This is a genomic window from Chitinophaga sp. GbtcB8 (assembly GCF_019091455.1).
GTDB lineage: Bacteria > Bacteroidota > Bacteroidia > Chitinophagales > Chitinophagaceae > Chitinophaga.
Window position 1 is genome coordinate 241,000 of the sequence record NZ_JAGXJN010000004.1, and the last position, 15,764, is coordinate 256,763.

The 15,764-nt window shown below is 46.3% G+C and carries 12 protein-coding genes; 7 read left to right on the plus strand and 5 right to left on the minus strand.

The features are described from left to right. Positions 1-2: 2 nt before the first annotated feature. Positions 3-3,068 (minus strand): TonB-dependent receptor, encoded by a 3,066-nt coding sequence (locus tag KVT36_RS07510; RefSeq protein WP_217602864.1) that lies wholly within the window; start codon positions 3,066-3,068, stop codon positions 3-5. A gap of 250 nt (positions 3,069-3,318) precedes the next feature. After that, complete coding sequence (locus KVT36_RS07515; protein ID WP_254639885.1) at positions 3,319-4,044, minus strand: zinc metallopeptidase; 726 nt, start codon at positions 4,042-4,044, stop codon at positions 3,319-3,321. A 584-nt stretch (positions 4,045-4,628) separates the two neighbouring features. Between KVT36_RS07515 and radA the strand changes: the two genes are divergently transcribed. From radA to KVT36_RS07545, 6 genes are all read left to right on the plus strand, one after another. After that, positions 4,629-6,002, plus strand: a complete 1,374-nt coding sequence (gene radA / locus KVT36_RS07520) for a DNA repair protein RadA (protein ID WP_217602865.1) — start codon at positions 4,629-4,631, stop codon at positions 6,000-6,002. A 144-nt stretch (positions 6,003-6,146) separates the two neighbouring features. Further along, the gene (locus KVT36_RS07525) at positions 6,147-6,845 is read left to right on the plus strand and encodes a ComF family protein (RefSeq protein ID WP_217602866.1); all 699 of its coding nucleotides are present in this window, start codon (positions 6,147-6,149) and stop codon (positions 6,843-6,845) included. 103 nt (positions 6,846-6,948) lie between these two features. Continuing rightward, positions 6,949-7,485, plus strand: coding sequence for a glutathione peroxidase (locus tag KVT36_RS07530; protein WP_217602867.1), 537 nt, complete (start codon positions 6,949-6,951; stop codon positions 7,483-7,485). A 152-nt stretch (positions 7,486-7,637) separates the two neighbouring features. Further along, on the plus strand, positions 7,638-8,174 hold the full coding sequence (locus tag KVT36_RS07535; RefSeq protein WP_217602868.1) for a hypothetical protein: 537 nt from the start codon (positions 7,638-7,640) through the stop codon (positions 8,172-8,174). A gap of 121 nt (positions 8,175-8,295) precedes the next feature. Further along, entirely contained in the window at positions 8,296-9,435 is a 1,140-nt protein-coding gene (locus KVT36_RS07540; RefSeq protein WP_217602869.1) for a DNA polymerase III subunit delta', read from the plus strand. Positions 9,436-9,761: 326 nt separating this feature from the next. Next, the gene (locus KVT36_RS07545) at positions 9,762-11,084 is read left to right on the plus strand and encodes a regulatory iron-sulfur-containing complex subunit RicT (RefSeq protein ID WP_254639886.1); all 1,323 of its coding nucleotides are present in this window, start codon (positions 9,762-9,764) and stop codon (positions 11,082-11,084) included. 117 nt (positions 11,085-11,201) lie between these two features. Here the strand turns inward: KVT36_RS07545 and KVT36_RS07550 are convergent, their stop codons facing one another. Then, positions 11,202-12,254 (minus strand): nucleoid-associated protein, encoded by a 1,053-nt coding sequence (locus tag KVT36_RS07550; protein WP_217602871.1) that lies wholly within the window; start codon positions 12,252-12,254, stop codon positions 11,202-11,204. Between the two features lie 95 nt (positions 12,255-12,349). Between KVT36_RS07550 and KVT36_RS07555 the strand changes: the two genes are divergently transcribed. Beyond that, positions 12,350-13,231 (plus strand): SMP-30/gluconolactonase/LRE family protein, encoded by an 882-nt coding sequence (locus KVT36_RS07555; protein ID WP_217602872.1) that lies wholly within the window; start codon positions 12,350-12,352, stop codon positions 13,229-13,231. 76 nt (positions 13,232-13,307) lie between these two features. Here KVT36_RS07555 and fabG read toward each other — a convergent pair whose 3' ends face one another. Further along, positions 13,308-14,057 carry a 3-oxoacyl-[acyl-carrier-protein] reductase gene (fabG, locus tag KVT36_RS07560; protein WP_217602873.1) on the minus strand — a complete coding sequence of 250 codons (750 nt, stop codon included), beginning with the start codon at positions 14,055-14,057 and terminating at the stop codon, positions 13,308-13,310. Between the two features lie 112 nt (positions 14,058-14,169). Then, a complete protein-coding gene (locus tag KVT36_RS07565) occupies positions 14,170-15,633 on the minus strand; it encodes a GH3 auxin-responsive promoter family protein (RefSeq protein ID WP_254639887.1) in 1,464 nt (487 codons plus the stop codon). Positions 15,634-15,764 lie beyond the last annotated feature (131 nt).

Sequence of the window (15,764 nt, forward strand, 5' to 3'; positions counted from 1 at the left end):
ACTTAAAATTTAACATTCAAACCCACCAGTATCTGCCGTGCCTGGGGAATAGTATAAAAATCTGTTCCCCCTACAATGTTCTGGGAAGTTTCGCTGGTACCACCCAATGGTGCTGTACTTACTTCCGGATCACTGATATAATCTGCTTTTGTCCACAGGTTATAACCGGATACATAAACGCGGGCGCTGCTTATTTTCAATGCAGCCATTACAGACTTGGGAATGTTATAACCCAGCGTTACTGTTTTCAGGCGTATATAAGAACCATCATAGATCCAGCGTGAAGATGCCCGCTGACCGGTAGGATAACTCAGGCTTACACGCGGCACATTGGTAATATCACCTGGCTTTTGCCACCTGGCCAATACCTCTGTGGTTTGATTATCCAGGCTGCCGCCAAAGCTTGCTGACTGGTATACACCGGCCCTGTTATAGATCTCGTTACCCTGTACAAAAGTGAAGAAAGCACTCAGGTCAAATCCTTTATAAGAGAAGGTGTTATTAAAACCTCCTGTAAAATCAGGATTGGAGTTACCTACTACTTTTCTTACAGCCTGGTTATAGCTAGTGGTAGGCTTACCGTCTTTATCTTCATATAAAGCATCGCCGGTTGCAGGATCTACACCTAAATATTTCTGCAGGAAAAAAGCGCCGATAGCTTCGCCTTCAACAGCGCGTTGCTGGCCGGCTTCAATGATCTGTCCCTGTATATCAGTAATGCGGTTCTTATTGTAAGCAATGTTAAAGGATGTGGTCCAGCGGAAAGGCCCGTCAAAGTTGATGGAATTCAATGTCAGCTCGACCCCTTTGTTGCTTAACTTACCTAAGTTCTGCGTAATAAAGCTATACCCGGTTGTTGATGGTATATTTACAGCCAGCAACAGATCTGAGGTCTTCTTATCATAATAATCTACTTCACCACTCAGGCGCCCTTTAAATAAGCCGAATTCCAAACCTACGTCAAACTGTTTTGTTTTTTCCCAGTGCAGGTCGGGGTTAGCCAGCTGGGAAGGTACAAACCCAGGCAGGCCCGGATAGTTGCTGATATTGTATAATGACAGATATTGATACTCCCCTATTTCTGCGTTCCCTGTAAAACCGTAGCTGGCGCGCAGTTTCAGGAAACTTAATGTCTGCTGGCTCTTCAGAAAATCTTCCTGTGAAATTACCCAGCCTGCAGATACTGCGGGGAAAGTACCCCAGCGGTTATTGGGTCCAAAACGGGAAGAACCGTCTGTTCTTACACTGGCGCCCAGCAGGTACTTATCGTTAAAGCTATAGTTAGCGCGCAGGAAGTAAGATAAAAAGTCGTAACGGTCGTTGGTAGAAGAACCAAAGGTTACGTTGGTAGCACCGGACAAATTCTTCACCGCATCAGAAGGATAACCTTCTGCCTGGATGGAATTTGATTTGGTATCATTCTGCAGGTAGCTCATACCTAAGGTAGCAGTCAATTTATGCTTGCCGCCCAGTACCGGAGAAATGGTAAAGTAGTTATTGGTATTGAATGATACGGCCTGTGTGCTGAAATTCTGGCCTTTACCAATACCGCCGCCATCCGTAGCATCCTTACCAACAAAACCTTCCTGGTAAAAGCTCATGATGTCTGCACCAAACTCACTGCGGAAGGATAACCAGGGAAGGAAATTATAGCTGGCATAAGCGTTGCCTAAGCTTCTGAAAGTGGTTTGTACATCACTGTTCAGCGCTGCATCTACCAGACCGTTGGCATATAAGGTGCGTTTATTTAACTTGCCGGTTTCGGGGTCAATAAGCGGTGAGATCGGTATCTGTGCTACGATCTGGCCGGGAGTAGAATAAGAGTTATCATCAGAAACACGGTTCAGCTCAGAGCGTGTAATGCTAAGGTTCAGGCCTAATGATAATTTATCTGTAGCAGAATGTTCCAGGTTTAAGCGGCCACCATAACGTTTAAAGCGGTTTACGATCACTACTGCATCCTGGTCGTTATAAAAACCGGAAGCAAAGAACCGGGTTTTTTCATTACCGCCGCTTGCGCTCAGGTTCACCTGATTGCCATGGGCTACCTTACGGTATAACTGATCTTCCCAGTTAACATCCACCGCCTGTTTACTCCAGTCGGTACCTAATGCATAATTGTCCAGCAAACCTTCATAGTAAGATTTATAATCTGCAATAGCATCTGCTTCGGTATCATAACCGGTATCACCGTTTGCAAAATCTATCTTACCATCATTTACGGCTGCTTCCTCAATCAGGTCAACATATTGTTTGGCATTCAGGAAATGACGTTTTTTGGTAGGCTTGCCCCAGCTGGTATTCATATCCAGGCTTAACACTGTTTTCTGACCGGCGCGGCCTTTTTTGGTGGTTACCAATACTACGCCATTGGCTCCACGGGCGCCATAAATAGCGGTAGCTGATGCATCTTTTAAAACCTCTATAGATTCAATATCGTTCGGGTTCAGGTCAGCAACAGGGTTGGTGATCTCGTTGTTTACATCAGACTGGCTTGCTGTTTGTATGGGCAAACCATCTATTACATACAGCGGCTGGCTGCTGGCAGAAATAGAAGAGGTACCGCGTATGCGCACCTTCAATCCCTGGCCTACCTTACCACTGCCGGATTCTATTACCACACCGGCGGCTTTACCCTGTATAGCAGATTCAAAGCTGGGCGCCGGGAAATTCTCTATTTCGTGGCTGCTTACTTTGGCTACAGAGCCTGTAATATCACGTTTGGTTTGTGTACCATAACCAACCACCACTACTTCAGACAGGTCTTTGTTACCTGTGCTCATAGAGATGTTTACAGTACTTTGATTGGTTACGGTAATTTCCTGGCTGGCATAACCAATGAAAGAAAATACCAGTGTGTTGGCGCCTTTAGGTAAAGTCACTGTATAGGTACCATTAATACCGGTAGCAGTGCCCACAGCAGTACCTTTCACCTGTACGGTAACACCTGGCAGATCGCTGCCATCTTTGGCGTCTGTTACCTTACCGGTGATAGTTTTTTGCTGTGCATAGGCGAATTGAGACATGACGAGCAGCATGCCTGCAAGAAGGGAGTAGATTCTTCGCATAAGCTATTTTTTGGTTCAAAGTTTAACGGGGTTCAGCCGACAGGCCGAAATAAGGTTTTATAACATTCATTTCAAAAGACGGTACATCAGTTCCATTAGTCATTTGGTTGTCCCACAAGTCAGAAATTTCCGTAATTAAATAAAATTTAACCTGGAAAAAAGAAACAAATATAAGGCTTTAAATGAAAAACTCCATTTACCACAAAGGCAAATGGAGTTTTTCGCTTAAATGATTAAACCCTTGATAATTTTAGTCTCTGTTACGGGCGCCCATATAAATAAGTATATACTGTACCAGGGTGGCAATAGAAGCCACAGCGGCTACCACATAGGTCAGGGCGGCCCACCACAGGGCATCTTTGGCTTTGCCGTATTCAGCCGGCTGCATGAGCGCGGCGCTATTTAGCCAGGCCAGGCCCCGGCGGGAGGCATCAAACTCCACCGGCAGGGTGATCACCGCAAACAGGGTGGTTACGCCAAATAATATAATACCGCCCAGTAATAAGGCCGGAAACACATTTACCAGCAAAATACCCCCTAAAAGCACCCATTGTACCAGGTTGGAGCTTACCTGCACGGCCGGAACCAGCTTGGAGCGCAGTCCAAGCCACTTATAGGCCTGGGCGTGCTGTACGGCATGGCCGCATTCGTGAGCCGCCACAGCGGCCGCAGCCACACTGGCAGTGCTGTATACGTCAGGGCTCAGGTTCACGGTTTTGTTTTCCGGGTTATAGTGGTCAGAGAGAAAACCGTCCACAGAAACCACCTGCACATCGTAAATACCGTTGTCCTGCAGCATTTTCTCCGCAATTTGCTTACCGGTAAATCCGGATGAGACGGGTACCTGGCTGTATTCCTTAAACTTGCTGCGCAGCCGCCAGCTCACCAGCAGGCTAATGCCTATGAATAACAGGGATAAAAGCATTACCCCGGGCGGCATACCGGGCATTATAAATAACATAAGATCAGTTGTCATGCTCAATGAAGGTTAATTCTGTAACAAAATTACTACTGTATTCTATCAAAATGTTATCCAATACCACTGCGGTACAAGGTTTTAGGCTTTTCTTAAGAAATCCCGGGCAAACAGGCCTCCGGAGTGTCAGTTTCAAAAATTAATGCTGTCATTGTGGCGTCATGTAAGCAATATCATATATTTATTATAGACTATTTGTCAGGAACAAGGCACTCTATTATTAAGTTTTTTTTATATGTAAAATAAACCGGCATCACTCCTATTTATCAATATTTTACGACCTTTCAACGCAAGTAATATTAAACTCAGAATGCCCTGAAACAGGCGATGGGAGCCGATCTGTCACATTATGAAAATTGCTCAAAAGTTATTCACATCAATTAAATAAACTTTTTTATTCTGAACCCATTTAGTAATTTAGACCTGAATTTAATGGGTTAGTAAGTAGAAAGAGTCAACGGAATCTTCTGTTGGCTCTTTTTCTTTTTACAAATCATTACGCGGTATAAAATCACTGCTTATTTGTTATCCTCATTTCCTGTTTACACTTCTCAAATCATTTAACTTACCATTACCTTTATTGCATGAGTAAAATTAAAACCGCATTCTTTTGTCAGCAATGCGGATATGAATCAGCAAAATGGAGCGGGCGTTGTCCCAGCTGCGGACAATGGAACACATTTGTAGAAGAAAAGATCCAGAAAGATATTCCACTCAGGAACAGCAGCTGGAAACAACCCGAACTTTCGCCCGCTGCAGATAATATTGTAAACCTCTCTGAAGTAAGCAGCACAGAAGACGAACGCTTAATAACAGGTGACGCAGAGCTGAACCGCGTGCTGGGCGGCGGTATTGTGCCAGGCTCCCTGGTGCTGGTAGGCGGTGAGCCCGGCATTGGTAAGTCTACTTTATTCCTGCAAAATGCATTACAGCTATCGCAGATCACTACACTTTATATCAGCGGGGAAGAAAGTGCGCAGCAAATAAAAATGCGTGCCGATCGATTAAAGATCCAGAATGATCAGTTCTTCCTGCTTACAGAAACATCTACCCAAACTATTTTCCAGGAAATAAAAAAACTGCGCCCGCAGCTGGTGATCGTAGACTCTATTCAAACCCTGCAATCACCTTTTATTGAAGCAGCTCCCGGCAGCATTTCACAGATCCGCGAAACCACCGCAGAAATGCAGCGTTTTGCCAAAGAAACGCATACGCCTGTATTCCTGATAGGGCATATTACCAAAGACGGCGCCATTGCCGGCATCGAGATACTGGAGCACATGGTAGATACCGTGCTGCAGTTTGAAGGCGACCAGCATTATGCCTACCGTATTTTACGCACTATCAAGAACCGCTTTGGATCCACCTCTGAACTGGGTATTTATGAAATGACGGGGTATGGCCTGCGGCAGGTAACCAACCCTTCTGAAATATTGATCTCGCAACGGGAGGATCAGCTAAGCGGTGTAGCCATTGCTGCTACTATGGAAGGTATGCGCCCTATGCTGGTAGAGGTGCAGGCACTGGTAACACAATCTGTTTACGGCACGCCGCAACGTACTGCTACTGGTTTTGACCTGCGCCGCCTGCAGCTGCTGCTGGCTGTACTGGAAAAACGCGGCGGCTTTCACTTTGGTGTAAAGGATGTGTTCTTAAACATTGCCGGCGGCATCCGGGTAGAGGATCCTGCTATTGACCTGGCAGTTTTATGCGCGCTGCTTTCCTCTTATGAAGATACTGCCATAGGCAGTAAGATCTGTTTTGCCGGTGAAGTTGGACTCAGCGGGGAGATCCGCGCTGTAAACCGTATTGAACAGCGTATTGCAGAAGCGGAGAAATTAGGCTTTGATAAGATCTTTATTTCCCGCTATAACAAACAGGGCGCGCATAGCGGCAAGTTCAATATTGAAGTAGCGCCGGTAGGCCGGGTAGATGAAGTATATCAGCAACTGTTCTAAGAATGTAAGATTTTCAATGCTAAATGTAAAAGTCAGTGCAGTACTGCATTCACTTTTACATTTAGCATTTTACATTTATGATTTTACATTCATTTCCCTATCTCCCTGTTAATCATTATTTTCATAATGATTTAACGCATATCCATGACCACTGTTAACACCCTGCTCTCATCGCTGGTGCATCTCTTTTATCCGCACACCTGTGAGGGCTGCGGCCGCGACCTGGCCCGCACAGAACAGATCCTTTGTTTGCATTGCAACCGGAAGCTGCCGGCTACCGGCTTTCAGCAGCACTTGCATAATCCGGTGGAGAAAATTTTCTGGGGCCGTGTAAACATCCGTTATGCCATGGCAGCCTACTACTACACCCAGGCATCCATGCTGCAAAAATTAATTCACCAGTTCAAGTACCACCAGCGGAAAGATATTGCCCTGCACCTGGGCCGGCAAATGGGCCATATGCTGTTACAAAGCACATGGCTATACGAAATTGACTGCATTATACCTGTACCTCTATATGCCGCCAGGGAAAGGCAGCGCGGTTATAACCAGGCAGCCCTGCTGGCACAGGGTATTGCCACTGTGGTGCAAAAACCGGCATTACCCCATGCCGTGCAAAGAATGCAGCATGCCGGTTCCCAAACCCGCCGGAACCGTGCCTCCCGCTGGGAAAATGTATCCCGCGTATTTGCCGTTAAAAAACCGGATACCTTACAGGGCCGTCATGTGCTGTTAATAGATGATGTAATTACCACCGGCGCCACTACAGAAGCCTGCAGCCAGGCACTGGTGGCCGCCCGGGCTACGGTAAGCATTTGTACCCTGGCTTATACCAGCAGCTGATGCCCGCCGCTGGTATAATTAATTGCTTAATTTGATAGAGGATAATTAACTTTACAAGCCAGATTAAAACCCTGCATATTTTGCCTTACAAAAACTTACCATCATGATTAAGACATTGATAACTACCATACTCTTTGCGTTTATGACAGCGGCCGGAACGGTTTATAATTTCAAAGTTGAATCTATTGACGGTGGCAAGATCAATTTTGCCGATTACAAAGGGAAAAAGATCCTGATCGTTAACACGGCATCCCAATGCGGTAACACGCCCCAGTATGCCGACCTGGAAAACCTGTATAAAAAATATGAAGGTAAGCTGGTGATCATCGGTTTCCCGGCCAATAACTTCCATGCGCAGGAACCCGGCTCCAATAAAGAGATCCAGGAGTTCTGCACAAAGAAATATGCAGTAACTTTTCCCATGGCGGCTAAAATATCTGTAAAGGGCGATGATATTCATCCGTTATACAAATGGCTGCTGGCAGAAAGCAAGGCCAAACATTTTCAGCCGGAAGAAGTAACCTGGAACTTCCAGAAATACCTGCTGGATGAAAAAGGTAACCTGGTAGCTGTATTTGCTCCTAAAACACAGCCCATGTCTGCCGAAGTGATTGCAGCCATTGAAAAGCACTACAACTAATCATTGTAGCCAGGCGACAGACCCCTTCTCCCTCTCGTAACTATTTGCCAGTTTAGACGATACGTTTTTTTATATAACACTACACACACATCCTGTAAAACTAAATCAGGGATGGGTGTGTAGTGTTTGCTGTATGATCCAATGCATATGCTATGAGTAATAACCAGATACGCTTTCTGATAGCCGTATTACTTTGCGGAGCAAACGCCGCCTGTAAAAGTGATTATAATACCCCATCCTTTACCTGTAATAATTACTACATGGGCCTTACCCTGCAAGACAGTAGCCGCTATGCACTTAAGGTAAATAACAATACCCTTTTCCGTATACCATCAGACACCGGCGGCAGCAAGTATCTTACAATGGAAACCGCCAATGATTCCTTTAAGATCATCTTTAACCTCCGGCACGGCACGTACCAGGACGCTGCCTTGTATAACGATAGCCTGCCCCTTAAAACCTATATCTTTAGGGGGAACCGGGACAGCACTACCAGCGGCCTGGTAGTAGCCGCTGTTAAAACCGGCAACGAGTTCAAGTTTGCAGATACCGATACCTCCAGCATTACCATTACCCGCTGGAACATCAGCAAACAAACTATGAGCGGCAGCTATTACTTTGAAAGCAATAACCACACCCTTACCGGTAAAGGCACCTTCAGCAATGTTTGTTTTACTTCATTAAAATAGGCAGCCCGTTGCAGTGTGCCGATAATAAAGAAAACATTTGCATATTTGCATACCTGCAGCACCGGCGAATGTTAAACATTCACCTGCGCCGCTGCATATTTGCACATCAGCACATTAATACATGCTATTCTCAAACATCATAGGGCAGGAAACTATTAAGCAGCAGCTTATACAGGCCGTGGAGCAGAACCGCTTAAGCCATGCCATGCTGTTACTGGCGCCGGAAGGGGCCGGGGGCTTATCCCTTGGGCTGGCCTTTGCGCAATACATGGTATGTGAGAACAAACAGGAAAAAGATGCCTGCGGCCAATGTTCCGCCTGTATAAAAGCCGGCCAGTATATTCACCCGGATATTCATTTCTCTTACCCCGTTATTCCCCGCAAGCCGGGCGATAAACCTTTGAGCACCGATTATGTTTCGGAGTGGCGGGAGTTCATTGGCACCCACCCTTACGGGAACGCCTATGACTGGCTGCAGTTTATTGGGGCAGAGAACAAGCAGGGTAACATTACCGCCAGTGAGTGCCATGATATTATCCGTAAGCTAAGCCTCAAGAGTTTTGAAAGCCAGTATAAGATCTTACTCATGTGGATGCCCGAATACCTGGGCAATGAGGGCAACCGCCTGTTAAAGCTGATTGAAGAGCCGCCGGCCAATACCCTTTTTATACTGGTAGCGGAAAACCAGGAGCAGATCCTGGCCACCATTCTTTCCCGCACCCATCTCATAAAAATAAACCCGCTGCCAAAAGAGGTGCTGGTAAATGCGCTGGTAGAACGGGCCAAGGCAGCACCCGCCAAAGCCCGGCAGGTGGCCACCATTGCCATGGGCAATTACCGGGAGGCCATGTACCTGCTGCAAAACGCGGAAGATGATTATCATGAGCTGCTGCGTACCTGGCTGAATGGCATTTTTACCGGCAACCGCCCGGCCCTGCAGCAATGGATAGAGCAGATAGCCAGCGCCAAAATGGGGCGTGAGAACCAGAAACAGTTCCTGCGCTATTTTATTACCCTGCTGGAGCATAGCCTGCGCCTGCAGTTCCTTAGCCGGGAGGTGCTGGCCTTTTCAGAGGAGGAAATGGATTTTGCCGCCAAGCTGAATAAGCTGGTGAACCTGCAGCAGATGGAACAGATCATGCAGCTGCTGGATAACGCCTGTTATTATATAGAGCGTAATGCCAATGCCAAGCTGTTATTCCATGCCCTGTCCATACGCCTGCAATACATTTTCCGTAACAAACCTTTGCCGGTGGCTTAAAACAAGGGCAATGCACCCCGGGCGGCCCCATAGGTGAGGTTTTTGATCCAGGGCCCCTGTATCTGAACTTTCGTGGCCTATTTTGGTTACCTTTGTTATTCCTGCTCTTTGTATCCTATAAAATATTTATGTATTTTGATGGGATGTGAGGAACAGGTTGGACTGGAATAGATACTTATAACTAAAACTTAAACTAAGACAATATGGCTTGTGCCGGATGTGGTACGGGAGTGGACGGGAAGCCAGCAGGATGCAAAAGCAATGGAGGATGTAGTAGCGGAGGATGTAACAGGCTTAATGTATTTGATTGGCTGGCCAATATTCCCTTGGGTGACAGCTTAGCACCATTTGATATTATAGAAGTTAGCTTTAATAATGGCAGTCGTAAAGATTTTTTCCGCAATGTTACCAAACAGTACTTCGATAAGGGAGAAATGGTAACAGTGGAAGGCATTAGCGGTTTTGATATAGGAACCGTAAGTCTTACCGGCGAGTTAGTAAAGCTGCAAATGAAAAAAAGACGGGCAGAAGATACCCCTGAGGTAAAAAAAGTGTTGCGCCGCCCCACGGCCGACGACCTGCACCGTATGAACGACAATAAGGCCCGCGAAAAAGACGCCCTCATTAAAGCCCGGGCCATGGCCCGCAGTATAGGGCTTGAAATGAAGCTTGCTGAAGTAGAGATCCAGGCCGACGGCCGGAAAGCCACCTTCTTTTATACTGCTGATGACCGCGTGGATTTCCGCGAGCTGATTAAGCTATACGCTTCGGAATTTCGTGTAAAGGTTGAAATGCGGCAGATAGGCGCCCGCCAGGAAGCGGGTAAGGTAGGCGGTATTGGCAGCTGCGGACGAGAGTTGTGCTGCTCCACCTGGTTAACCGACTTCAAGAGTGTAAACACTACGGCTGCCCGTTATCAGAACCTTTCTATAAACCAGGCCAAATTATCCGGCCAGTGCGGCCGCCTCAAATGCTGCCTTAACTATGAGCTGGATACCTACCTGGATGCATTGAAGGATTTCCCGGAAGATGCGGATACCATAGAAACTACCGGCGGTACCGCCACCCTGCAAAAACGGGATATTTTCAAGAACCTCATGTGGTATAGTTACGATACCAGTAACAAACAATACCCCTTGACCATTAGCCGCGTAAAAGAAATACGCCAGCTAAACAAACAGGGTATTAAACCAGAGGAGCTGAAAGCCGTGGAAGTAGTGGCAAGCAAACCCAAGGAAACAGACCTGGGCTTTGCCGATGTGGTAGGACAAATAAGCCTGCGCAGCCTGGAAAAAACCTCCCATAAGCGTAAGCAGAAGGATAAGGAAAAACAAAAGCAGCAGAAACCACAGCAGCAACAACAAGGCCAGGGCCAGCCCGGCGGACAAAAACCGCAACAACAGCAGCAGGCCCGGAAAGCAGATGGCAATAACCGCCCGGAACAACGTAGCCGCCATGAGCAAAAGCACCGGGAACCCAAACCGCAGGGCCAGGGACAGCAAGGTGGTGGTGGCCATAAACCGGAGCATAAACAACAGCAGCAAGGCCCCCGCCAACCGCAGCAGGATGGTAATAACAACCCGCCGCGGGAACCCAGGGAACCACGGGATCATAAACACCGTCCGCCACGGCATAAAACAAAGAAATAATGTGCAAATTATAAACATGCAGATGTGCAAATGGATCTCCGTTTGCACATCTGCATTTTAAGACATATTGGTTCCTTCTCATCTGCACATTTGCATATCTGCACACCTGCACATCTCCTAGCTTTCGTTCTCAAACATCAGCTTATAGTAATGCATGTTCGTTGCCTCATCATAACCCCGCTCTATCAGCTCCCGGTCACCGTGAATGTATATATGAAAATTGCGGTCCAGCTTTAGCACGCTCTTAAAGACCTTTTGCTGTTTTTTTACGGCTGGTGCAGAAATGTCAAATTCATCCGGGATCTCCTGCCGGAATTCCTGCTTAAAATGATCACGGTATTCCTTAAACGATGCGATGGCATCCGGATGGCCTAGCACTTCCTGTGCAAAATCATCTACCTGGAACTGCTCCTTTTCCTTAAAGTAAGCGGCAGATTTGTTCAGGAGGTCCACCTGGTCTACCCGGCTCATTTCATATTCAGCAGGGAGCTTGTCCTGTATGAACAGCTTACACATGTTCACCATGGTTTCTGTTTGGTGATAGCTGTCTTCCCGGCGCTGTACCTGTAAAAAAGAGTCTTTCCAGTACACGGCCTCATTCTGTTTGCTGATGCTGTCAATAATGCTCACCTTATAACCCTCCCCTTCTTCAGTATTAAACACCAGGCAGCCTTTATCCAGCTTGTTAATGTTAATACCATCCTCATAGTTCACCTGGTAATTATCATTGGAAAGGAACACCTTTAAATACGTATCCCGGTTCTCTGATTTAAAAATGCCGATGGCCGGCACCTCCTCCCCGTCTGTCAAACATTTATTGAAATAGGTGATATACAGCTCCCCGCCCTTTATTTTAGGATGGGTAGAGTGTTTGTATAAATGTTTGGCAATATTCACGGACTGTTCATAAAAACTTTCCTGGTCGGCAAAAATGCGCTTGCAATACTGGAATACCTCATTCAGCTGCAGATCGGCCTCGTGAAAAAAACGGAAGTATTCTGCGCTGTTGGTAAACGGTTGTATAAAATAGTTCAGCAACAGCTGGCCAATGGTTTCATCCTGCAGGGGCAGCGGCGCCTGGGAACAGATCAACGGCTCATCCTGTGAGGAATTGCCTACTTTATGAATGGCCAGGTGTGCTAAATCCTGGAATGCTGAAACATGGATCATGGGCGCGAAAATAGGATACTTTCCGCCGGTATATAAATTATTGTATTCACTAATAAATTTATATAGCTTAGTGCAGCTTATTTATAATTTATAACATGCAAAAAACCATCGTATTACTGGCGGCTGTTATAGTCAGCAGCACTGTTAGCGCACAAAAAAAACCGGCACTGTTTGAGGCACAGGACCTTACGCAGGAGAATACCTTCTCCCAGAACATTGAGGGCCCTAATTTTGATAAAGCAGGGAACCTATACGTGGTAAATTTCCAGAAAGACGGCACCATTGGCAAGATCAATACCAAAGATGGCAGCGGTGAAGTATTTGTGACCCTGGCAGATAGCAGCACCGCCAACAGTATTGTGTTTAACAGTGAAGGCAATATGTACCTGGCCGATTTTAAAGGCCATAACATACTGGAAGTGAATATGAAAACCAAAGCGGTGAGCGTATACGTGCACTCCAGCCAGTTTAACCAGCCTAACGACATTTGCATTACCAGCAAAGGCAAGCTGTTTGCCACCGATCCTAACTGGCGGGCCGGCAGCGGGCAATTGTGGCGTATAGACAAGGGCGGTAATCCCGTATTGCTGGAGCGCCGCCTGGGCACAGCCAATGGTATTGCCCTGAGCCCGGATGAAAAAAACCTGTACATCAATGAAAGTGTGCAGCGTAAGATCTGGCGTTATGATGTGGATGATGCCGGCAATATTTTCAACAAAAAACTGTTTGCCGAATTTCCTGATTTTGGATTTGATGGTATGAAATGCGATAAGGCCGGCAACCTGTATGTATGCCGCCATGGCAAAGGCGTAATAGCCGTGCTTTCACCAGATGGAAAATTGATCCGCGAAGTGCCCTTAAAAGGTAAGTTGTGCAGCAACCTGGTATTTGGTGGTAAGGATAAGAAAACCGTGTATGTAACCCTGCAGGACCGGAAATGCATTGAAACTTTCAGGGTGGATATTGCGGGTAAGTAAGTCCATTGCCTATAACAGGAAAGCGGGTATATCAAACCAATGATATACCCGCTTTTTATTAAGCTAATGTGCCCCACTAAATATTCAACCCGCCACAAGCGCTGATCACCTGCCCGGTTAAATAGTTACCCATGTCAGATGCCAGGAACAGGCATACATTGGCAATATCTTCCGGGGTGCCAAAGCGGCCCAGGGGAATTTTTTCAATATAGGCTTTAGCGCCTTCACCATCTTTCAGGTAGTGCGTCATATCTGTTTCTACAAAGCCCGGCGCCACAGCGTTACAACGTATATTGCGGCTGCCCAGCTCCTGCGCTATAGATTTGGTGAAACCAATAATACCTGCTTTGGAAGCGGCATAACTGCTTTGGCCGGCATTACCTTTAATACCAATAATGGAGCTCATGTTAATGATGGCGCCGTTCTTAGCTTTCATCATAGGGCGTATTACCTGCTTGGTCATGTTATACACGCTCTTCAGGTTAATGTCCATTACATCATCCCACTGATCTTCGCTCATGCGCAGCAGCAGGTTATCTTTGGAAATACCGGCATTGTTCACGCATATATCAATACTACCAAAGTCCTTCAGTACATCAGCTACCAGCGTTTCACAATCTGCATAAATACCGGCATTGCTTTTATATGCTTTTGCCTTTACACCTTTGGCCTGCAGCTTTTGCTCCAGCGCTTTGGCTTTTTCATCAGAGCTTACGTATGTAAAGGCTACATGGGCTCCCTGTTCTGCAAATTTTTCAGCAATTGCTTCTCCAATTCCCCGGCTGGCACCTGTTACAATAGCAACTTTGTTCTCCAGTAGTTTCATGTGTCTGTTAATATCAATTAAAGATTAAAAAATAGGCTGCTTTATCTCATGAATAATAACACACATCTTCTTCCCACCCTTCTATTAATTATTCATTTTTCATTATTAATTACTACAGGTTCGCCGTTTGCGAAAACCGTAAGATCTCCTCCACATAATTCCGCTCATTATTCAGGCGCGGTACTTTGTGCTGGCCGCCCAGCTTACCTTTGCTCTTTAGCCATTCACAAAAAGTGCCGTTAGGCAGCACATGCACTACCGGCATGCGCAGGGCAATATCTTTATGGCGTTTAGCCTCGTAATCAGAGTTAACAGATTGCAGGGTTTTATCCATTACCTCAACAAATTGCTCTACACTGCCCGGCATCACATCAAATTCTACGAGCCATTCATGCCCGCCGTTGCCTGCATCGCTAAAATAAATAGGCGCCGCCGTATAGTCGTTCACTATAGCGCCGGTTACATCACAGGCATGGGCAATGGCTTTATCAGAATTTTCAACGATCAGCTCTTCCCCAAATGCATTGATGAATGATTTGGTACGCCCGCTTACCCGTATCCGGTAGGGCGCCAGGCTTACAAACTGTATGGTATCGCCCACCAGGTAGCGCCACAGGCCACCGTTGGTGCTGATGATGATGGCATAGTTTTTACCCATTTCCACATCCTGCAGCTGCACGGTACGCGGGTGATCCTTACCATATTCCTCCATGGGCATAAACTCATAGAAAATGCCATGGTTCAGGAACAGCAGCAAACCTTCCTGCCCAATAATATCCTGCGCAGCAAAAAAACCTTCTGAGGCGTTGTAGGTTTCCTGGTAGTACATATCCGGCTTGCGGATCAGTTTTTTAAACTGCTCGCGGTACGGTGTAAAGCTTACGCCCCCGTGCATATACAGCTCCAAGTTGGGCCATACATCTGCCAGGTTATCTGTGCCTGTTAGCTCAAAAATGCGTTTTATAAGCACCAGTGTCCAGGTAGGTACACCGGCTATAGAAGTTACATTTTCATGTATAACGGCATTGGCCATACGCTCTATTTTCTCTTCCCATTCATCCATCAGGGCAATGGAAAGGTCCGGCGTACGGATCATGTTACCGTAAAAGGGCATATTCTGCAACATTACGGCGCTCAGGTCACCGTAATAGGAATCGCTGTCGGTAGATAGTTTGTTAACCTGGTGGCTGCCGCCTATTACCAGTGATTTGCCGGTAAGCAGGTCTGAATCCGGAAAGTTGTTGTAGTAAAGGGAAAGTACATCGCGCCCGGAGCGGTAGTGGCATTCATCCAGGCTTTCTACTGATACGGGAATAAATTTGCTTTTATCTGCAGTAGTACCGCTGGATTTTGCAAACCATTTAATAGGTGTATTCCATAATACATTCTGCTGCCCTTCCATTACCCGTTGTATATAGGGTTTAATGGAATCATAATTATGTACCGGTACACGCTGTTTGAATTCCTCTACTTTATAGATGCTGGAAAAGTTGTATTGCTTACCAAACTCTGTATACTGGGCAGCACTGATCAGACTCTGGAATACCTGCTGCTGCACCTGTAGGGGATATTGCATAAAATACTCTATGCGTCCCATACGCAATCGCGCCAATTGAGATATTGCAGGACTTAAGATTCTCATAATTTAAGAAAAGTTCGTTTGGATTGTTTGACTTAAAGCAGATGTCAGCATGTTTGTTTCAGGCT

What these genes read in the sequence shown, in the direction of transcription:
- KVT36_RS07510 (WP_217602864.1), bottom strand. Translation starts at nt 3,068, where the DNA reads ATGCGAAGAATCTACTCCCTTCTTGCAGGCATGCTGCTCGTCATGTCT.
- KVT36_RS07515 (WP_254639885.1), bottom strand. Translation starts at nt 4,044, where the DNA reads ATGACAACTGATCTTATGTTATTTATAATGCCCGGTATGCCGCCCGGG.
- radA (WP_217602865.1), top strand. Translation starts at nt 4,629, where the DNA reads ATGAGTAAAATTAAAACCGCATTCTTTTGTCAGCAATGCGGATATGAA.
- KVT36_RS07525 (WP_217602866.1), top strand. Translation starts at nt 6,147, where the DNA reads ATGACCACTGTTAACACCCTGCTCTCATCGCTGGTGCATCTCTTTTAT.
- KVT36_RS07530 (WP_217602867.1), top strand. Translation starts at nt 6,949, where the DNA reads ATGATTAAGACATTGATAACTACCATACTCTTTGCGTTTATGACAGCG.
- KVT36_RS07535 (WP_217602868.1), top strand. Translation starts at nt 7,638, where the DNA reads ATGAGTAATAACCAGATACGCTTTCTGATAGCCGTATTACTTTGCGGA.
- KVT36_RS07540 (WP_217602869.1), top strand. Translation starts at nt 8,296, where the DNA reads ATGCTATTCTCAAACATCATAGGGCAGGAAACTATTAAGCAGCAGCTT.
- KVT36_RS07550 (WP_217602871.1), bottom strand. Translation starts at nt 12,254, where the DNA reads ATGATCCATGTTTCAGCATTCCAGGATTTAGCACACCTGGCCATTCAT.
- KVT36_RS07555 (WP_217602872.1), top strand. Translation starts at nt 12,350, where the DNA reads ATGCAAAAAACCATCGTATTACTGGCGGCTGTTATAGTCAGCAGCACT.
- fabG (WP_217602873.1), bottom strand. Translation starts at nt 14,057, where the DNA reads ATGAAACTACTGGAGAACAAAGTTGCTATTGTAACAGGTGCCAGCCGG.
- KVT36_RS07565 (WP_254639887.1), bottom strand. Translation starts at nt 15,633, where the DNA reads ATGCAATATCCCCTACAGGTGCAGCAGCAGGTATTCCAGAGTCTGATC.